This is a genomic window from Synechococcus sp. BDU 130192, assembly GCF_963876085.1.
Taxonomy (GTDB): Bacteria; Cyanobacteriota; Cyanobacteriia; order Cyanobacteriales; family MRBY01; genus MRBY01.
Genome location: NZ_CAWNNO010000010.1, coordinates 1 through 19036, shown reverse-complemented (window position 1 = coordinate 19036; position 19036 = coordinate 1). Strand labels below are relative to the sequence as shown.

The window sequence follows — 19036 nt, the reverse complement described above, 5'->3', positions numbered from 1 at the left end:
AGCAATAGCACCATTGAAATCTCACCTTTTATCTCTTTGGGTAGATTTCTGTTAGTATTCTTACCTAACACAGGCCGATTGAAATAAAAGTTTATATTTTCCCCAACCCCAGCGAACCCATGGTCAATACCCAACTCCCCAATCTCACCCCCCAGACAGACAAGCATAAAGTGGTGATTATCGGTGGCGGTTTTGGTGGTCTTTATGCCGCGAAAACTCTCGGTAAATATGAGGCTGCCGTGGATGTCACCCTGATCGACAAACGGAACTTCCACCTGTTCCAACCGCTGCTGTACCAAGTAGCAACAGGTACCCTTTCCCCGGCGGATATTGCCTCACCCCTGCGCGGTGTCCTCAGCGGCAACAAAAACACCCATGTGCTCCTTGATGAAGTCGTTGACATTGATCCCGATAACAAAACGGTGGTAATGAACGAAGGGATCGTCAACTATGACAGTTTGATCGTCGCCACGGGGGTCAGCCATCACTACTTTGGGAATGACCATTGGAAACCCTACGCACCGGGCCTAAAAACCGTTGAGGATGCCCTCGAAATTCGCCACCGCATCTTTATGGCCTTTGAAGCGGCGGAAAAGGAAACAGATCCGGCACTCCAACAGGCTTGGTTGACCTTTGTGATCGTGGGTGGTGGCCCGACGGGGGTAGAATTGGCCGGGGCGATCGCCGAAATTGCCTACAGCGTTCTGAAAAAAGATTTCCGCAAAATTGATACCACCCGCGCCCGGATTATTCTCCTAGAAGGGATGGATCGGGTCTTGCCCCCCTACGACCCTAGTCTGTCGGCGAAAGCGCAAAAATCCCTGGAAAATCTGGGTGTGCAGGTACAAACCAAGAGCCTCGTGACGAACATCGAAGACCACCTTGTCACCTTTAAGCAGGGTGATGACCAGTGTGAAATCGCCGCAAAAACCATTGTCTGGGCCGCTGGGGTGAAAGCGTCTGGCATGAGTAAAGTCCTCGAAGACCGTTTAAGCGCGACCCTAGACCGAGCTGGTCGGGTCATCGTCGAGCCGAACCTGAGCGTTGCCGGCTACCCCGATGTATTCGTGATTGGGGACTTGGCCAACTTCCCCCACCAAAATGAACGGCCTCTACCTGGGGTGGCGCCGGTGGCGATGCAAGAAGGGGAATATGTGGCAAAACTGATCAAGCAGCGGGTGAATGGTCAGGAGATGGCGCCTTTCCGTTACATGGAATTGGGTAGCCTAGCTGTCATTGGGCAAAATGCCGCCGTTGTGGATCTCGGTTTTGTGAAATTCTCTGGGTTCTTGGCCTGGTTAATTTGGATCTTCGCCCACGTGTACTACCTGATTGAGTTTGATAACAAGATGGTGGTGATGCTCCAGTGGGGTTGGAACTACTTCACTAGAGGTCGGGGTGCCCGTCTGATCACCGGAGAAAAGGATCTCGTCTCTGGATTCAAGCTCTACCAAGAAACTGCTGATAAGGAAACGAAGGTCAACATTAAAGTCGAAGCCTAAAGTCAGACTCAATAGCGCATTTTTATTGAAATTCCCCTGCGAAATTGCTGGTTTACAGAAGTTTTGTGGGGGTCTTATTTTGCTGTGATAAATTATCCTTCTGAGCAAGTCAGGGATTTGTCGAAGCATCAACAGGGGCATTACGAACTAGGCCTGCTAAATCTAGCAAATCCTGACCATTCCGGGGACGTAGCTTATCTCTGAGGGCGCTCTGGACGAGGCTAGAGGCATTTTCTTCGGGGTGAGTTTGGAGGTATTGATCAAGCTCCTGCCACAGCTCATCCGAGATGTACAGTGTCTTTTTCATGGGTGCTTAACTTAAGCTTCAGGGTATGACTTTCATCATACTTGCCTAAAATCAATTGTGTCGGTGGTTTTTGAGTGGATGGTGTTGGGATTGGGCGATACTATGGAGGAATCTTTGTATTGTTTTTTCTTGTGGGCTGAGTGACCAATGGCAGTAACCCGTGATTCTCTCCAGGCGTTTGTGGATTACTGTAATGCCTATATCCAAGGGGATGAGAAGTCGGAGGCGCAGACATTTTTAACGCGATTTTTCCAAGCCTTTGGCCATGCGGGAATCAAAGAAGTGGGGGCCGAGTTTGAGGAGCGGGTCAAAAAAGCGAGCAAGAAGGATAAAACAGGTTTTGCGGATTTGGTCTGGTCGCCTGCCCCTGGGGTAAAGGGAGTCGTGGTGGAGATGAAAAAGCGCGGGACAGATCTGGCGCTGCATTATTCCCAGCTCGAAAAATATTGGCTGCGGCTGACCCCGAAACCACGCTATTCGATTCTCTGCAATTTTGATGAGTTTTGGGTCTATGACTTTAACAACCAGGTCGATGAGCCTGTAGACCGGGTCAAGCTAGAAGATCTCCCGAATCGGGTAGGGACATTTTCGTTTATGGAGATCGGTGGTCGGGAGCCGATCTTTCGGAATAATCAGGTCGAAGTTACGGAACGCACGGCCAAGCGCATGGGGGAATTTTATCGGCTGGTGCGATCGCGGGGCGAAAGGGAAAAGTTTGTCTATTTCACAGAAGCGCAACTGCAACGGTTTACCCTGCAATGCGTCCTAGCGATGTTTGCCGAAGACCGGAATCTCCTACCACGGGATCTGTTTGTGGGGTTGGTGCAGGACTGTTTGGCGGGGCGGGATAATGCCTACGATGCCTTTAGTGGGTTGTTTCGGGCGATGAACTTGCCGGGGATCGTGCCCCAGGGTCGTTACAAGGGGGTGGATTATTTTAATGGGGGTTTGTTTGGGGAAATTCAGCCGATTCCCTTAGAAAAGAACGAGCTAGAAATTCTCGATGTGTGTGCGCGGGATAATTGGGCGAATATCCGACCGTCGATTTTTGGAAATATTTTTGAGAGTGCCATTGATGCGGATGAGCGCCATGCCAGGGGAATTCATTACACTTCTGAGAAGGATATCCGGCAGATTGTGCGCCCGACGATCGCCGACTATTGGGAAGGGAAAATCGACCAAGCGACGACCTACGAAGATCTCGAAAAGCTGAAGCAGGAATTACGGGAATATCGGGTTTTGGATCCGGCGTGCGGTTCGGGAAATTTCCTTTATGTGGCTTATCAGGAGTTGAAGCGGCTGGAACGGGTTTTGCTCAACAAAATCTATGAGCGGCGCAAGCGGTTCCAGGGGGAAGTTTTACAGCAGGAAGAAATTGGGATTGTGACGCCGTTGCAGTTTTTTGGGATGGATACGAATCCGTTCGCGGTGCAGTTGGCGCGGGTGACGATGATGATCGCCCGGAAGATTGCGATTGATAAGTTTGGGTTGAATGAGCCTGCTTTGCCGTTGGATTCTTTGGATCAAAATATTGTCTGCCAAGATGCGCTGTTTAATGACTGGGTAAAAGCTGATGCCATTATCGGGAATCCGCCTTTTCTTGGTGGCTCAAGAGTACGTTTAGAGCTTGGGGATAAATATGTTGAACGAATTTTTGAAAAGTTTTCTGATGTTAAGGACAAAGTAGACTTTTGCGTTTATTGGTTTCGTCTAGCACACGAAAATCTTAATAAAACTGGTCGAGCTGGTTTAGTTGGGACGAATTCAATTAGTCAAGGCTTTAGCAGAAGGGCAAGCTTAGAATATATTGTCAATAACGGCGGAATTATTCACGATGCAATCTCTACACAGGTTTGGTCTGGACAAGCGAATGTCCACGTTAGCTTGGTTAATTGGCAATATTTAAAGCCTCCAGAATATGTCTTAGATCATGAAATTGTCAAAAATATAAATTCATCTTTAAAGTCTGAAACGGATGTTTCCAATGCCGTTAAGCTAAAAGTTAATCTGAATCAATCTTTCAAAGGTGTGCAACCCACGGGAAAAGACTTTCTGATTTCTGAGAAAAAAGTAGAAAATTGGATCCAGAAAAATACAAAAAACAATCAAGTCTTGAAACTATTTGTATCAGCTTCAGATTTAGCCAGCAATAAAAATGGTGAACCCAGTCGATGGATTATTGATTTTAATGATTTTTCTTTAGAAGACGCATCTACATACAAAGAGCCTTTTGATCATGTTAATTTTTTTGTTAAGCCTCAGCGTGAAAATAACAGAGATCAAAAAACTAGGGAATACTGGTGGTTATTTCCAAGAGCTAGGCCTGCAATGCGTCAAGCAATCGAGTTACTAGCTCTTTACTTTGCAGTTCCTAGACATTCTAAATGGTTTATTTTTATTCCTTGTAAATTAGATTGGCTTCCTGCTGACTCAACAACTGTTGTGGCTTCGGATGATTTTTATGTGTTGGGAATTTTGACATCAGATGTTCATCGCCAATGGGTCAAAGCCCAAAGCTCAACCCTAAAAGGTGATACCCGCTACACCCACAATACCTGTTTTGAAACCTTTCCCTTTCCCCAGACGGCGATCGCAAAACTCACTCAACAGATCCGCCAAGCGATGATCGACCTCCACGACTACCGCAGCAAACAAATGGAAGCCAAACAATGGGGGATCACCAAACTTTACAACGCCTTTTTCGACGAACCCGCCAGCCAACTCCATAAACTCCACAAAAAGCTCGATCAGCTCGTCCTCAAAGCCTACGGCTTCAAAAAAGACGACGACATTCTCGAAAAACTGCTCCACCTAAACCTTGCCCTGGCCGAAAAAGAAAAAAGTGGCGAAAATATAGTTGGCCCCTGGGCGATCGATAACCCACCAAAATAAATCAGAGCCACCAGCATCAACCCATGACAGAAAGAGAACAACTGATCCAAGAAATCGAAAAAATTCCAGATTATTTAGTCCATAAAATTCTGGAAATCTTACTCGAAGAAAAACAAGAAAAATCGAATATTGACCAGTCAAAAAAAATTACGTCCTTTTGGACTGTGTGAAGGAGAATTTATTGTTCCCGATGACTTTGACGAGCCATTAAGTAAAAACATTATTTAATCATTTGAAATCCATAAAAACAATGACTTCACTACAGATTTCAGCCGAATCTTTACAGGGTATTTCTACCCTTGCCGCACAACTAAACCTTTCTGTCGATGATTTTTTTAAACAAATTATTCAAGGCAAATTAGCTATTATCGATGCCGAAGAATTAGAAGATTTATTAGATGTTCATGATGCGATCGCAGCCGAAACCAACCCAGAAAATCAAGAACGCATTTCTTTAGAGGCAGTTAAACAAAGACTAGCTTTTTAAAGCCGTTGACTAACTTTTTTCAAACGTAGAGCATTCGTCACCACCGAAACAGAACTAAAGGCCATGGCCGCCCCGGCGATCATCGGGTTCAGGAAAATCCCCCAAGCACTGAGAATCCCCGCAGCGATGGGAATGCTGGCGACATTGTAGAAGAAGGCGAAAAAGAGATTTTGTTTGATATTGCGGAGGGTGGCGCGGCTGAGTTTGATGGCCGTTAAAATCCCTGCTAAATCCCCAGAAATGAGGGTGAGATCACTGGCGGCGATCGCCACATCAGTACCTGTGCCGATGGCAATCCCTAAATCCGCCTGGGCCAGGGCTGGAGCGTCATTAATGCCATCCCCCACCATGGCGACCACTTCCCGCTGATTTTGAAATTGTTGCACCACAGCAGCCTTTTGGTCGGGGCGCACTTCTGCTTGCACCTGATCAATGCCCACCTGTTTGGCGATCGCCTCGGCGGTGCGGGGATTATCTCCGGTGAGTAGGACAACCTTTAAACCCAATTTTTGCAACTGTTTGACGACGTTGGGGCTAGTGGGTTTAAGCTGGTCAGCCAAGGCAATCAGGCCCGCGAGGTGCTGGTCAATGGCGACCCAAATCACCGTTTTCCCTTCATTTTGCCAGGCTGTGGCCTGGGCCTGTAATTGTTCTGTGTCAATGCCGAGATCCCGTAGCCAATGGGCGGTGCCAATGTAGATATTTTGCTGCTGAATTGTGGCCTGTACCCCTTGCCCCGTTTGGGATTGAAAATTTTCCAGGGGCACGAGGGGCATATTTTTGCCTTGGGCGTGCTGAAAGATTGCTTCCCCCAAAGGATGCTCCGAAGATTGTTCCACGCTGGCGACCCAAGACCACAGTTGCCCTTCATCAATCAGGCTGTGGCAGTTGGTGACGCTGGGTTTCCCCTGGGTGAGAGTGCCCGTTTTATCGAGGACAATGGTGCTGAGGTGGGCGGCGAGTTCGAGGCTTTGGGCATCTTTAATCAAAATGCCATGCTGGGCACCAACCCCCGTACCGACCATAATCGAGGTGGGCGTCGCTAACCCCAGGGCGCAGGGGCAAGCAATAATCAAAACGCTCACTAAAGTTGTGATCGCCAGCGAAAGATTACCGGCGATCGCCCAAAGGCTAAAAGTAACCAGCGCAATCACCAGCACGGCGGGCACAAACCAAGCGGTCACTTGATCCGCTAACTTTTGGATCGGTGCTTTGCTCCCCTGGGCTTCCTGGACGAGGCGAATGATCTGCGCCAAAACCGTATCTTCCCCCACATGGGTCGCCTTTAGGATCAAACGACCCGTTTTATTCAAGGTTGAACCAATGACGCGATCGCCCACGGTTTTTTCCACGGGCAACGATTCTCCCGTCACCAAAGCTTCATCCAAGGTGGAATCTCCTTCTAAAATTTCGCCATCCACCGGAATTTTTTCCCCCGGTCGGATCAAAAGGCGATCGCCCACCTGCACTTTTTCTACGGGAATATCAACGGTAGTTTCGCCCCGCAGCACCCGCGCCGTTTTCACCTGGAGGCCCATGAGTTCGCGAATTGCCGCCGCCGTTTTTCCCCTCGCCCGCCGCTCTAAAAAGCGCCCCAAGAGGATCAAGGTAATAATGACCGCCGCACTTTCAAAATACACATCCCCCGTCAAACCCCAAGTCTGGAATTGGGCCGCAAACACCGTCGCCAGCACCGAATAGCCATAGGCCACCCCTGTCCCCAGGGCCACCAGGGTATTCATGTCAGCGGTGCGATTTTTGAGACTTTTCCACGCCCCTGTAAAAAAGCCCTGGCCTGGCCAAACCATAATCGGTGTCGTTAAGGCCCACTGCAACCAAGGATTGTGCCACCAATGGGCGATCCCCGGAATATTGACTCCTAGCATCATCGGTAGACTGCCGATTACCAGCACCGCACTTAAGGCTCCCGCCAACCAAACCTTACGGCTGAGTTGGCGCAGTTGCCGCGTCTGTTCCCGTTCCTGTTGGTCTAACTGACTTTGGCGATCGCCTGCCATGAGGGGAATTGCTTCATAGCCCGCATCACTGACCACTTGCTGGAGGGTTTCGCCATTGAGTTGGCTGCCGTCAAATTCCACCCGCAGTTGCTCGGCAGCAAAATTTACTTGGGCAACCTGTACCCCGGCGGTGTTCTGGAGGGCGGTTTCGATGGTGGTGGCACAGGCAGCACAGCCCATCCCTTTGATCTGAAACTGGCGGGTTTCCATGGCGAACTTTCCTCGATGATTCAAGTGCTGGCTCCAGGATAAAAGCTCTAGTGCACTGGAGAGTCAAGGCCGCAATTTCACGTTTTATGAAGCGGGTAGAATTTCCAATTGGCCCATCATGCCGAGGTCTTCATGGTCGAGAATGTGACAGTGGTAAACCGTCTTCCCTGCAAAATCCCGGAAAGCGATTCTGATTTTGACCGTTTCCCCGACCCGCACCAATACCGTATCCGCCCAGGCAATATTTTCTTCCGGTACACCGTTGCGGCTCACCACTTGAAAGCCATTCACATGGACATGGAAGGGGTGATCCATTGTGCCCGTATTCACAATTTCCCAATCCTCCACATCGTTCAAGCGGACGGTGGTTTGGGGTTGATCCCGGTAGGCTTCCCCATTGATCAAAAAAGCCATTCCCTGTCCTGGTACCATGCCATGGTTCAGGGTAAAACGACGGGTTCGGCTCGGCTCCGGTAAAGGTTCAACGGAAATTAATTGGGCGGGAATTTGCACCGGGGCGAAGGTTTGAGCACTGGGGGTAAAATCGGCGATCGCCACGGTTGTATTGCTATATTGGCGGCCCATCATCCCCATTTGGGTGCGTTGGTAAGGAAGACTGAGCAAATGAATCGGCGTTTTCGGCAGATCCTGGGTTTTGATCAACACTTCCGCCCGCTGCCCTGGGGTCAACAGTAGCTCATCCCGCTCTAGGGGTTGAGAAAAAGCACCGCCATCTCCGGCAATTTGGATAAGTTTTTGGCCATAGAGTTGCAGACGATAAAATCGCGAGGGGGACGCATTCAGCAACCGCAGCCGCACTAAGTCTTTTGTGACAGCGATTTCTGGGTGAAAAAGGCCATTGACCGTAATTAGATTCCCTTCTCGACCCGCCATCAAATTCATGTGGGAGTCCATCATTCCTTGGGGTGGGCGATCGCGGTTAAAATCCTGGAGAACAAAAAATTCCTCTTGGGCGGCGCGGATTTCTGGCAGTTCATCCAAGTCCCCCCGCACAACGATCAGCCCAGCTAACCCCTGAAATAACTGTTCGGCGACAAAACCATGGTGGTGGGGGTGGTACCAGTAAGTGCCAGCCCGCTGTTGGGGATGAATCTCCAGTTCGTAGTGAAAAGTTTCCCCTGGTTCGATGTGGAGGAATACATTATCTTGGTTGCCCTCTGGGGAAAGATGCAGTCCGTGGAAGTGTAGATTTGTCGGTTGATCGAGGCTATTTTTAAAGTGAATAATTAGGCGATCGCCCGGTTGAACTTCTAGGCGAGGGCCAGGGAGCTGACCGTTGTAGGTCATCATGTTGCGCGTGGGTTCTCCCCCAAGGATTACATCTTCATAGCGGGCTTCGAGGTTAATTTCCAGGGAACCCCCTTCACTACGATAAATCTCTGGTATGGGGGCGGCTAAAGGACTAGAGTTTCGGCTTCGGAGGAGATTGCGCCCCTGCCAAAGCAATGCTCCTGTTGCGCCCAAGGCCGTTAAACCGAGAAACTCACGCCGCTTAATGCCCATTGTCTGTAACCCTTAATTACCTGGATATTCCTGAAAGACAGAAGTCGTACCATCTTCATGGAGCGCGAGAACTTGGTAGGGCTGTTGGCGATCGCCTGCTTCCATCCCCGGAGAGCCGATGGGCATTCCTGGCACCGTTAACCCAAGCACATCGGCAGGAGGATTTGCTAAAAACCGTTGAATATCGGCGGCGGGAATATGACCCTCAAACACGTAACCATTGGCAATGGTGGTGTGACAAGACGCCAGTGCTGGAGTGATGCCAAATTGTTCTTTGATGGCGGTGATATCCGGCTGGATGTTGTCTGTAAAGGTGAAACCATTGGCTTCAGCATGATGCACCCAGGCACCACAACAACCGCAGGTGGGCGTCCGGTAAACCTCTGCGGCGATCGCCTGGCTGGGCACCGGCGTTTGATTTTCAACAAGGCGGCGTTGATCCCCCTGGGCCTGGGATTGACTAAAGGCGGCAACTCCCCCGATACCAAGCAAAAAGGCGATCGCCCCGACAGCAAACCAAGATTTTTTCACCATTACTAACACCGCAAATACAATTGCTTTCATCATAGACTCTCCCCTCAGCTAGAAGGTCAACCGAGAAAGCGATTCAATAAGATATTGAAAAATAAGTTTGGTTTTCGTGATGGATCTTTTGACAAATAACTGGCTCGTGGCGATCGCCTTGAATTCAACCCTGATTTTGTTTGCCTTTTTAGTGCCGAAAAAGTTACTAACCTCCTGGGGTTATCTCCACGCTTGGCTGTTGGGGGTGTTGGTGTGGGGTTGTCTCGGTTGGCAGGGCTACGGGGTGGTGATGTTTTATTTCCTCGTGGGGGTCGGGGTAACAAAAATTGGCAAAAACATTAAAGAAGCTGCCGGGATCGCTGAAGGTCGGGGCGGCTTGCGGGGGCCAGAAAATGTTTGGGGGTCGGCCCTAGTCGGCACCATTTGCGCCCTGGGCACTCTAATTGCGCCAGAAACGATTCAACCTCTACTCTTGCTCGGTTATGTCGCTAGTTTCTGCACAAAGCTCTCCGATACAAGCGCCAGTGAAGTGGGTAAAGCCTACGGGAAACGCACATTTTTAATCACCACTTTCCAAGCTGTCCCTAGGGGTACAGAAGGGGCCGTGAGCTTAGAAGGAACCTTGGCGGGAGTGGTGGCTTCGGTGGCGATCGCCTTGGTGGGGTATGGGGTCGGCTTAATCGATCCTCTGGGAATCTTCTGGTGTGTGGTAGCGGCTTTTGTGGCGACGAATATCGAAAGCGTAATCGGCGCAACGGTTCAAGAAAAATTTGCGGTTCTTACCAATGAGGTGGTGAACATTCTCAATACTTTGGTGGGGGCAACGGTGGCGATCGCCTTAGCTTCGTTATATTGGGCGGTAACTTCTTAGGTTTTAAATCCTCTTTTTAAAAATTATTTTGTGCAGTACTGATGACGACTTTTAACCCAGAAACCCAAATCACCAAGCCTTCTCCCCTCTCGAAAACCAAATTTCTTTCCATTGGCATCTCCGCCCACGGCACCATTGCGATTGGTATCTCTGCCCACGGGATCGTTGCGATTGGGGTTGCCACCCACGGCATTATTTCCCTAGGAGTTGTGGCGATGGGGGTGATCTCCTGTGGCCTGGTTTCCATGGGAGCCTTGAGTGTGGGGGCCGTTTCCATGGGGCTTTATTCCTTTGGGCGGCAAAATATGACCCTCAACCAACCCCACCAGCACAGTTTACCGAGCGAAAACTCAACGATGCCCACCGCTGCACCGCTGGCAGAACCCAGCCATGACCACAGCCACTAGGGACTATTTTTGCGGTTGGCTTTCAGGGCAATAATTTCTTCGCAACTCACCCGCTTTAGGTTCATATCCCGGCCATTGCTAAACACATTCCGATTCAACGTCCAGGTTTCTTGGGAGTTTTGCACATCGTTCTCAATGTTGGTGACAACGGCGGCGCTTAGGGTTTCTGTATCCAAGACCCCGGCAATTCTCTGGTTATAGGAAGTGTAATAGCCCGCTGCATCGTTGGTAATCGTCGCTTCCAGGGTGCCACTGACATCGTTTGTGGGTTCTACGAGCAGTTCGGCGATCGCCTGGATGGTTTGCTCTTCGGTGCGATAGCAATAGGCCCCGGCCTCTAGGGTCGTTTTATTGGTGATCTTGGGGGCGGCACTGTCGGCGGGCGCATTTTGGATCGGCTCCCCTTGGACCACCAGATTATCTTTGGGGGGGCTATTGTTATTTTTCGCGTTAGGAACTTGGGGCGCATTTTCTACGGGGATTTCTTCCGTGGGCAGGGGTTGAGACTCAGGGACAACGGCCTCTTCTGGGGAATTTTCACCACCACCACAACTACTCAGCAGCATTAAAGTCAGCAGCAGAACTGGCCCCCAAAATTTTGTCCTGTGTTGGGCAGAGAACAACGCAACCATAATTTTCCCAAGGTAAATCGTGACTCTATTTTATCGAGCGGCATGGGCCGAGAGCGGCGAAGTCGGGGAAATATTTAGGTTTGGCCCAGGGCAGCCCGTTGGATTTGGGCGGCCACCTGGAGAGCGTACAAACTTTGTTCCGGCTGAATGTAGAGGGGTTTGCCTGTGGTTAAATGATCCAGCACTGCCACTGTATCCTGCAAGAAAACGCCACGCCGACTGCCCGCATCGAGGTTTGTCTGGCGATCGCCTTGGCTTAGGGTGCCTTGGTTGCCGTTAAATTCTAAAGTGCCTTTTTCGCCATAGAGACTAAAACGGCGATCGCCTTTGGGGATCAAGACTCCTTTGCCGTAGGTGAGGTGGGCAATCACACCACTCTGAAACTTCAGTTGCGCTGTACAGAGGCAATTTTGATAATAGCCTGGCAACTCTGCCGGGAGAAATTGGGCTGCCCCGGTGACTGTTTCGACCGTGCCAAAGAGATCTAGCAATCGGTTCACCCGCGACAGGGCCGCCACAAAGGGAAAACCATAATCCTCGTAATGGTATGTCCAGTGGGGTAGGGTTTTCGCTTTGGGAGCAAGGGTAATGTAATGGCCATAGGCGATCGCGCCCAGTTCCGGTAAGGTCTGCCGAATCGTTTGGTGCAGTCCCCCCAACAGTTCAATATGCTCCACATGGAGGAGTCGTTTTTTCGCCTGGGCCAATTGAATCAATTCGGCCGCTTCGGTGGGATCCAAGGACAAGGGATATTCCACAACTACGTGTTTCCCCGCTTCGAGGGCCGCCCGCACCACTGCCCCATGGTGTCGGTTGACCGTACACACAACGATTAAATCCAAGTCGTCCCGCTGGATCAGGTTTTCCCAGGTGGCGATCGCCGCTAAATCATAGTTACTAGCGAACTGCTCCCGTGCCGTTTGCCATTGACCCGCCACGGCCATTAGTTCTGCCCGTCCATCCCGTAAAAAGGCCTCTGCCCGCCGTTTAGCTGCGTAACCAGTACCGACAATGCCCACTCGAAATTTTGCCATCGCCTAACGCTTTTTCCTCAAACTGCTGTGTGCTTGCTGGGGCAGGTATTTTCCCGGAGCCCCCAAACGGGTTTAATGGAAACTGAAAACCCTAGTTGCAAAATTACATTACCGCAATGGCAAGTTACGAAGTTACTCTGAAAACCCCCGAAGGCGAATATACCGTCAGCGTTCCCGATGATATGTATATCCTCGACGAAGCCGAAAACCAAGGGATCGATATTCCCTATTCCTGCCGGGCCGGGGCTTGTTCTAGTTGTGCCGGGAAACTGATTTCAGGCACTGTTGACCAGAGTGATCAAAATTTCCTCAGCCCTGAACAGGTGGCCGCAGGTTATGTGCTCACTTGCATCGCTTACCCCACATCTAACTGTGTGATCGAGACTCACAAAGAAGAAGATCTCTACTAATTGGGCGATCCAGCGGCGATCGCATAAGTATTCCTGATGCAGTTTTAAAGGAAGATGACAAGGGGCGATAACCACATTCCATGACTTAGGTCGCTGAAGCACTCGGATTTGCAAGCTATAGGGATTCTTCTATTGCCCTAATTTTGTTGCTCCAAAAAACATAAGCCAGTCTTATATAAAGTGTGTGGGCTAACTTCATTCCTAATGCGACATTCGTTCTCTTTTGTTTTCCTTTATCATCAGAAAATGATCCATCAATTTCAGAAGGCATTTAGTGGGTTGCCCAAGGCTTAGGCCCAAGCACGCTCTCGAATGGCCGGATGAAATCCTTGTAAACACCCTGTTACACCAGAGGAAACACTAATGGCTACATATAAGGTTACACTCATCACTCCCGACGGCGAAGTATCCTACGACGCTCCCGATGATGAATACATTCTAGACTCCGCCGGTGATGCTGGTTATGACCTTCCTGCATCCTGCCGTGCCGGTGCTTGCTCCACCTGTGCTGGTAAGATCGTTTCCGGTACTGTTGACCAATCCGAACAGTCCTTCCTCGATGATGATCAAATTGAAGCAGGTTACGTTCTGACCTGTATTGCTTATCCTCAATCTGATGTCACCATCGAAACTAACAAAGAGGAAGAACTCTACTAGAATTTCTCGGCCCACCTTGGGCAATTAGATAAATAGAACATTTAGAAGTGTTTCCCTTGGGAAGCGCTTCTATTTTTTTGCGACTAGGGTTCAAGCACAAAAAAATCCCCGACGGATCGGGGACTTAGGGATATTACTTCATTGAAAACTGCACACAGATTTAGCGCAGGGGGCTTAATTCTGGGGCTTGTAAAGCGGCGATGGGTTCGCTGGGTTGTTTGGCGATCGCCTGGGCCTGACGCACGCTGGTATTGAGGGTTTGGGTTTTTGCATCGTACATTTGCATCAGCAGTTTCGGATAGAGTCCCACGCCGATAATCAAAACGGTAAAACAAGTGGCGATAAAGATTTCCCGGGGCCGCGCATCTTCATAAATGGCATTGCTCGGTAATACGCAGTCATTCCCAAAACACACGGGGGCATTGCCGGCGATCGCCACATTGGTCGGTTGACCGAGATCGCAACTGAGATCCATCTCGCGGGTGTAGAACATTTCCCGGAGCATCGAGAGCAGATAAATGGGCGTGAGGATTACGCCGACGGCGGCAAGGAAAACCGTAATTGTACGGAAGGTTGCGCTATAGGTATCGCTGGTGGCGAGGCCCACAAATACCGAGAGTTCCCCCACAAAACCACTCATGCCCGGTAGTGCCAGGGAAGCCAAAGCCCCCACCGTAAACATCGCAAAAACCTTCGGCATAACCTGACCGAGACCCCCCACTTCCGCGAGGACCATCGTCTTCGTGCGATCATAGGTCACCCCAGCGAGGAAAAAGAGCACCGACGCAATCAGACCGTGGGAGAGCATTTGCAGCATCGCCCCATTGATCCCTAGATCCGTAAAGGAGGCAATGCCAATCAGGACAAATCCCATGTGGGACACAGAGGAGTAGGCGAGGCGGCGTTTCATGTTGGTCTGGCCAAAGGAACTAAACGCGCCATAAACAATATTGACCACCCCCAAAATCACCAACAGGGGCGCAAACCGCACATGGGCGTCGGGTAGCAGTTCCATATTGAAGCGCATGAGACCGTAGCCCCCCATCTTCAGCAGGACGCCAGCCAGGAGCATGGAAACGGGAGAGGAAGCTTCGCCATGGGCATCGGGCAACCAGGTGTGGAGGGGAAAAATCGCTAACTTCACGCCAAAGGAAACTAACAGCCCAGCATAGAGCCACATTTGTAATCCCAGAGGATAATCCTGTTGGGCGATCGCCCCCAGGTCAAAATTCGGGCCACCGGGAAGATTTAAGCTCAAAGCCAGGGCCGCAACGAGAATGAAAATAGAAGCTGCGGCTGTGTAGAGGAGAAACTTCATCGCTGCATAACGACGGCGTTTCCCGCCCCAAATACAAACGAGGAGATACACAGGGATCAGTTCGATCTCCCACATCAGGAAGAATAAAAATAAATCCTTGGCGACAAATACCCCAATCTGCGCCGAATAGAGCAGCAGCATCAAGGCATAAAAAAGCCGGGGGCGTTGATTAACTTGCCAGGCCGAAAACATCGCGAGGGTCGTCACAAAACCGGCAAGGAGAACAAGGGGTGCGGAAATTCCATCCACTGCGACACTCCACTGAATTCCCAAGGACGGCAGCCAACTATAACTTTCTGCCAATTGAAACTCCGTCGCCTGGGGATCGAAATGTTGCCAAAAAGCAAAGCACATCAGCGCAAAATCGACTAAACCGACGATTAGGGCGTACCAACGTACAGTTTTTCCTTCTTTATCAGGAAGCAACGGGATCAATAGGGTCGAAAGAGCTGGCAGGGCAATGATTGCCGTCAACCATGGGAAATCTGGTGCCATGAGTTGTTCGCTTCTATATGTAGAAATGTTTAGAATCCCAGCATCATACCAAAGAGGTGTGCTTTCTCCGCAAAATGTCGCAATCCCCCTGCCCAAATCCTCCCTAGAGGGAGGTGCCGAAGGCGGAGGGTGCCATTCTCCCCTCGTAGGGGAGTTAGAGGGGTGTTCTCAGTCAGTTATTGATAACCCACCCGTAGCCCCTCCCAGGAGGGGACAATTGGCCGGTGTTCCGGAAAAGCAAAAAAATTCTCCCCTCATAGGGGAGTTAGAGGGGTGTCCCTAGAGGGAGGTGCCGAAGGCGGAGGGTGCCATTCTCCCCCTCATAGGGGAGCCAGAAGGGGGTACCAAGTAGGATTCGATTGATTATTACTAGCCCATCATGAATAATGTTGGGTGATTCAACCGCAGCAAAGCAAAGTCCGTGCTAGACATTAAACTCCTCCGCGAAAATCCGACCCTTGTCCAAGAACGCCTCGATGCCCGTAAAGCGGGAGAATACAATATTCAACCGATTCTTGATCTAGATATTCAACAACGCACCCTCGAAGGCGATCGCAGCCAACTCCAGGCCCGCAGCAATGAGATCGGTAAACTCATCGGCCAAAAGATTAAAGGCGGTGCCGATCCCAAAGGCGAAGAAATTGCCACCCTCAAAGCGGAGGGGAATGAAATCAAACAAAAGCTCGCTGACCTCGAACCCCAGGAAAAAGAACTCAAAGCCCAAATTTACAATCTGCTGTTAGCGCTGCCGAATCTGCCGGATCAAAGCACCCCCGTGGGCACTAACGAAACCGAAAATGTCGAAGTGCGCCGCTGGGGAGAAGAACATAAGCCCACCAATGAAAACATCTTGCCCCACTGGGAAATTGGTGAACAGCTCGGTATTCTCGAATTTGCCCGGTCAGTAAAAGTTGCCCAAAGTCGCTTTGTGAGCCTCGTCGGTGCAGGAGCAGCCCTAGAACGGGCTTTGATCAACTTCATGTTAGATCAGCAAATTGCGGCGGGCTACGTAGAAGTAATGCCCCCGGTGTTGATCAATAGTGATTCCCTTACTGGGACGGGGCAATTGCCAAAATTTGCCGAGGAAAGTTTCCGCTGTGCCGACGATGATCTCTGGCTAACTCCCACTGCTGAAGTGCCCGTCACGAATCTCTACCGTGATGAAATCCTCGAAGCGGAAAATTTGCCTATTTACCATTGTGCCTACACCCCTTGTTTTCGGCGGGAAGCAGGTAGTTATGGCAAAGACACCCGTGGGCTAATTCGGCTGCATCAGTTTAATAAAGTCGAACTTGTAAAATTTGTCCATCCTGAAACCTCGGCGGCAGAACACGAAAAACTCGTTGCCAATGCCGAGGCGATTCTCCAAGCCCTCAAGCTGCCCTATCGCGTTCTCGAACTTTGTAGTGGTGACTTGGGTTTCAGTGCCGGGAAATGCTATGACCTGGAAGTGTGGCTCCCCTCCGCAGACACCTACCGGGAAATTTCTAGTTGTTCTAATTTCTATGATTTCCAAGCGCGACGGGCGGGGATTCGCTTTAAGGAAGCAGGGAAAAAAGGAACCCAGTTTGTCCATACTCTCAATGGTTCTGGGTTGGCGATCGGTCGCACCATGGCGGCAATCCTCGAAAATTATCAACAACCGAACGGAACGGTGGCGGTGCCAGAGGTGCTGCGGCCCTACCTTCAGCGTGATTTTCTCTAGTCCAAACTTGTATCAAGGACTTCTAGGCAAAGACTGATACTGCCTACGAACGGAGGCTTCTATGGACACAGGCGGCGGATAAAAGACTTTGTCTACAAAATAGATATTCCAATTCTTGGGCGCGATCGCCATTATTGTGCCTTAACTTTTTCTGGTAATTTCTTAACCTAAACTTAGTTCAAAAAACAACTGATCTAAATTAACAGGATGTAGCAAAACTCATTCGTAGACACTACACAAAACGCTTTGAGCGGCCTCTGATTCAAAGTGTTACTAAAGCTCAGCAAAATTGCTTGGGCTATTTTTTTTGCGTCATAAAAGAAATTAATATGTTTCCAAAAAAACAACAGCAAAATTTATTTTGGGCAAAAAATAGGCGACAAAAATACGACTTATCACTGACGAAAATTAGTTTTTCAGTAAGGATATTTCTGACTTAGACAAGCATAAAAATTTATTTTAGACAGCGTAATCCTTGATAGCAAATACTTTCGGGCTCTTTGAGATTTTTGTAATTTGTTTTGGGTTACCAAGATACTTCAAGAGTATTTTATCCTGAAAAAATAAGCAAAAATGCGGCTGCTTTTTTTGCTAAAAATGCTATCTGTCAAGGATTTTAGGGGTTTTCTCAAAAGAAAGTCTTGGGAGTTTTTAGGATCAAATAAAATGCTTGTTTTTGTGTTGATTCAAATTCAATTTCGGTGCTAAATTGTCGTCATTGTTGGTCTCTTTGTCTGAATTTTGCACTCATACAATCATTCGCCGATTAAAGCATTAGAAAAATATTTTATTCCTTTTGATAGATGACATCTATCGACATAGAAAAAGCGGCCAACTTTTTGTGATCGAAAAAACTTTGCTTAAGTCATGTACAAAATTTGCTGAAAAATTATGAAACCATTCAATCGATTTAGGCTGGCAGTTCTCAGCTCGCCATTGCTGACCACTCTTCTCGCTGTAGGTAGCGTCATTAGTCCTACAGCAACTAAGCCCGCAGAAGCAGAAGTCTGTTTAACACAGACTAATCTTTTGAATTTAAACCTTGATGAGGATGTCAATTTAGATGTTCTTAATCTTATTGGTGTCAGTATTGGTGTAGTGGGGCTAAACCTCGCCGATATTCTCGGTATCGAAAATATTTCTGTTGTTAATCCAACAACACTGACTGCAGCAAATGGAAGTGATACAGCGACGCCGAACGGTACGAGCTCATCAAATTTAGCCTGTGGTTTTGGGTCAGTTGCAGGAACAACGGGTGATGACAATGCCACAGCTTTTGGTATTGGTGCTCAAGCCACAGGAACAAATAGCTCTGCTTTTGGCTTTGGTGCCCAGGCCACTGGACTCAATAGCTCTGCCTTTGGTGCAGGTGCCCAAGCTACCGGAGATAATGCGATCGCCATTGGTGCTGGTGTTACCGCCACAGCCAACCAAGCTGTCATCGGGAATACTAACAACACCTATTTCTTACCTGGTTTGCCTGGCACTGCTGATCCCACAGCGCTTGATCTCGATGACAATGAACTGCTTTTTGTAGACTCTGCAAGCGGCCAACTATTTACAGATGGTGGCTCATTCTTCAGCAACTTTAATATTCTCAGTTCTACTGTCGGTACCTTTAGCTCGAACATCGCTGCCAATAGCTCGAATATTGCAATAAATAGCAGTAACATCGCCGCGAACAGCTCTCACATTGCGGATAACAAGTCGAACATTGCAGCCAACAGCAGCAACATTGCAAGCCTCAGCTCTAACGTAGGTAACTTCAGTTCTGGTATTGCAGCGAACAGCAGCAACATCGCTGGTTTAAGTTCAACTGTGGGTAACTTCAGTTCTGGCATTGCAGCGAACAGCAGTAATATTGCCGATCTAAGTTCCAATGTCGGTGATCTCAGTTCCACCGTTGGCACCTTTAGCTCGAATATCGCCGCGAACAGTTCTCACATTGCAGATAACAAGTCGAACATTGCAGCCAATAGCAGCAACATTGCGGGCTTAAGTTCCAATGTCGGTGATCTCAGTTCTACTGTCGGTACCTTTAG

17 protein-coding genes are annotated in these 19036 nt (G+C 49.3%); 10 read left to right on the top strand and 7 right to left on the bottom strand.

Features of this window, described 5'->3' with window-relative positions:
* Positions 1 to 119: 119 nt before the first annotated feature.
* The gene (locus AACT35_RS03795; RefSeq protein ID WP_099238961.1) at positions 120 to 1502 is read left to right on the top strand and encodes an NAD(P)/FAD-dependent oxidoreductase; all 1383 of its coding nucleotides are present in this window, start codon (positions 120 to 122) and stop codon (positions 1500 to 1502) included.
* 109 nt (positions 1503 to 1611) lie between these two features.
* On the opposite strand, the gene AACT35_RS03790 is transcribed toward AACT35_RS03795, so the two are convergent.
* The gene (locus AACT35_RS03790; RefSeq protein WP_062436660.1) at positions 1612 to 1809 is read right to left on the bottom strand and encodes a hypothetical protein; all 198 of its coding nucleotides are present in this window, start codon (positions 1807 to 1809) and stop codon (positions 1612 to 1614) included.
* Between the two features lie 147 nt (positions 1810 to 1956).
* Between AACT35_RS03790 and AACT35_RS03785 the strand changes: the two genes are divergently transcribed.
* The 3 genes from AACT35_RS03785 to AACT35_RS03775 all read left to right on the top strand — a co-directional run bounded on the left by AACT35_RS03785 (position 1957) and on the right by AACT35_RS03775 (position 5188).
* The gene (locus tag AACT35_RS03785) at positions 1957 to 4701 is read left to right on the top strand and encodes a DNA methyltransferase (protein WP_099238960.1); all 2745 of its coding nucleotides are present in this window, start codon (positions 1957 to 1959) and stop codon (positions 4699 to 4701) included.
* Positions 4702 to 4724: 23 nt separating this feature from the next.
* Positions 4725 to 4871 (top strand): hypothetical protein, encoded by a 147-nt coding sequence (locus AACT35_RS03780; protein ID WP_158227955.1) that lies wholly within the window; start codon positions 4725 to 4727, stop codon positions 4869 to 4871.
* 80 nt (positions 4872 to 4951) lie between these two features.
* Positions 4952 to 5188 (top strand): hypothetical protein, encoded by a 237-nt coding sequence (locus tag AACT35_RS03775; RefSeq protein WP_065711187.1) that lies wholly within the window; start codon positions 4952 to 4954, stop codon positions 5186 to 5188.
* Here the strand turns inward: AACT35_RS03775 and AACT35_RS03770 are convergent.
* The 3 genes from AACT35_RS03770 to AACT35_RS03760 form a co-directional block, all read right to left on the bottom strand.
* Entirely contained in the window at positions 5185 to 7416 is a 2232-nt protein-coding gene (locus tag AACT35_RS03770) for a heavy metal translocating P-type ATPase (protein ID WP_099238959.1), read from the bottom strand. The genes AACT35_RS03775 and AACT35_RS03770 overlap by 4 nt on opposite strands.
* Before the next feature lie 84 nt (positions 7417 to 7500).
* Positions 7501 to 8940, bottom strand: a complete 1440-nt coding sequence (locus AACT35_RS03765; protein WP_099238957.1) for a multicopper oxidase family protein — start codon at positions 8938 to 8940, stop codon at positions 7501 to 7503.
* A gap of 12 nt (positions 8941 to 8952) precedes the next feature.
* Positions 8953 to 9507 (bottom strand): DUF411 domain-containing protein, encoded by a 555-nt coding sequence (locus AACT35_RS03760; protein ID WP_254047994.1) that lies wholly within the window; start codon positions 9505 to 9507, stop codon positions 8953 to 8955.
* 76 nt (positions 9508 to 9583) lie between these two features.
* On the opposite strand from AACT35_RS03760, the gene AACT35_RS03755 reads away from it, so the two are divergent.
* Positions 9584 to 10336, top strand: a complete 753-nt coding sequence (locus tag AACT35_RS03755) for a TIGR00297 family protein (protein ID WP_099238955.1) — start codon at positions 9584 to 9586, stop codon at positions 10334 to 10336.
* A gap of 41 nt (positions 10337 to 10377) precedes the next feature.
* Positions 10378 to 10743: a hypothetical protein gene (locus AACT35_RS03750; RefSeq protein WP_030006827.1), complete on the top strand. Its 366-nt coding sequence runs from the start codon at positions 10378 to 10380 to the stop codon at positions 10741 to 10743.
* Here the strand turns inward: AACT35_RS03750 and AACT35_RS03745 are convergent.
* Both AACT35_RS03745 and AACT35_RS03740 read right to left on the bottom strand, forming a co-directional pair.
* A complete protein-coding gene (locus tag AACT35_RS03745) occupies positions 10740 to 11375 on the bottom strand; it encodes a hypothetical protein (protein WP_062435581.1) in 636 nt (211 codons plus the stop codon). The genes AACT35_RS03750 and AACT35_RS03745 overlap by 4 nt on opposite strands.
* 74 nt (positions 11376 to 11449) lie before the next feature.
* A complete protein-coding gene (locus AACT35_RS03740; RefSeq protein ID WP_099238953.1) occupies positions 11450 to 12409 on the bottom strand; it encodes a Gfo/Idh/MocA family protein in 960 nt (319 codons plus the stop codon).
* Positions 12410 to 12525: 116 nt separating this feature from the next.
* On the opposite strand from AACT35_RS03740, the gene AACT35_RS03735 reads away from it, so the two are divergent.
* Positions 12526 to 12819, top strand: coding sequence for a ferredoxin (locus AACT35_RS03735; protein WP_012307921.1), 294 nt, complete (start codon positions 12526 to 12528; stop codon positions 12817 to 12819).
* Between the two features lie 363 nt (positions 12820 to 13182).
* Positions 13183 to 13476, top strand: a complete 294-nt coding sequence (gene petF1 / locus AACT35_RS03730) for a ferredoxin PetF1 (RefSeq protein WP_012307922.1) — start codon at positions 13183 to 13185, stop codon at positions 13474 to 13476.
* Positions 13477 to 13636: 160 nt separating this feature from the next.
* Here the strand turns inward: petF1 and AACT35_RS03725 are convergent, their stop codons facing one another.
* On the bottom strand, positions 13637 to 15289 hold the full coding sequence (locus AACT35_RS03725) for an NAD(P)H-quinone oxidoreductase subunit 4 (RefSeq protein WP_099238951.1): 1653 nt from the start codon (positions 15287 to 15289) through the stop codon (positions 13637 to 13639).
* 421 nt (positions 15290 to 15710) lie between these two features.
* Between AACT35_RS03725 and serS the strand changes: the two genes are divergently transcribed.
* Entirely contained in the window at positions 15711 to 16994 is a 1284-nt protein-coding gene (serS, locus tag AACT35_RS03720) for a serine--tRNA ligase (protein WP_099238949.1), read from the top strand.
* An 891-nt stretch (positions 16995 to 17885) separates the two neighbouring features.
* On the top strand, positions 17886 to 19036 hold a 1151-nt coding region (locus tag AACT35_RS03715; protein WP_216820531.1), incomplete at its 3' end, for a hypothetical protein.

Bases quoted from the DNA above. Each gene is read 5' to 3' on its own strand.
- AACT35_RS03735 (WP_012307921.1), top strand. From the start codon at position 12,526: ATGGCAAGTTACGAAGTTACTCTGAAAACCCCCGAAGGCGAATATACC.
- AACT35_RS03740 (WP_099238953.1), bottom strand. From the start codon at position 12,409: ATGGCAAAATTTCGAGTGGGCATTGTCGGTACTGGTTACGCAGCTAAA.
- AACT35_RS03770 (WP_099238959.1), bottom strand. From the start codon at position 7,416: ATGGAAACCCGCCAGTTTCAGATCAAAGGGATGGGCTGTGCTGCCTGT.
- AACT35_RS03775 (WP_065711187.1), top strand. From the start codon at position 4,952: ATGACTTCACTACAGATTTCAGCCGAATCTTTACAGGGTATTTCTACC.
- AACT35_RS03750 (WP_030006827.1), top strand. From the start codon at position 10,378: ATGACGACTTTTAACCCAGAAACCCAAATCACCAAGCCTTCTCCCCTC.
- AACT35_RS03790 (WP_062436660.1), bottom strand. From the start codon at position 1,809: ATGAAAAAGACACTGTACATCTCGGATGAGCTGTGGCAGGAGCTTGAT.
- AACT35_RS03765 (WP_099238957.1), bottom strand. From the start codon at position 8,940: ATGGGCATTAAGCGGCGTGAGTTTCTCGGTTTAACGGCCTTGGGCGCA.
- AACT35_RS03745 (WP_062435581.1), bottom strand. From the start codon at position 11,375: ATGGTTGCGTTGTTCTCTGCCCAACACAGGACAAAATTTTGGGGGCCA.
- AACT35_RS03795 (WP_099238961.1), top strand. From the start codon at position 120: ATGGTCAATACCCAACTCCCCAATCTCACCCCCCAGACAGACAAGCAT.
- AACT35_RS03755 (WP_099238955.1), top strand. From the start codon at position 9,584: ATGGATCTTTTGACAAATAACTGGCTCGTGGCGATCGCCTTGAATTCA.
- AACT35_RS03780 (WP_158227955.1), top strand. From the start codon at position 4,725: ATGACAGAAAGAGAACAACTGATCCAAGAAATCGAAAAAATTCCAGAT.
- AACT35_RS03785 (WP_099238960.1), top strand. From the start codon at position 1,957: ATGGCAGTAACCCGTGATTCTCTCCAGGCGTTTGTGGATTACTGTAAT.
- AACT35_RS03725 (WP_099238951.1), bottom strand. From the start codon at position 15,289: ATGGCACCAGATTTCCCATGGTTGACGGCAATCATTGCCCTGCCAGCT.
- petF1 (WP_012307922.1), top strand. From the start codon at position 13,183: ATGGCTACATATAAGGTTACACTCATCACTCCCGACGGCGAAGTATCC.
- AACT35_RS03760 (WP_254047994.1), bottom strand. From the start codon at position 9,507: ATGATGAAAGCAATTGTATTTGCGGTGTTAGTAATGGTGAAAAAATCT.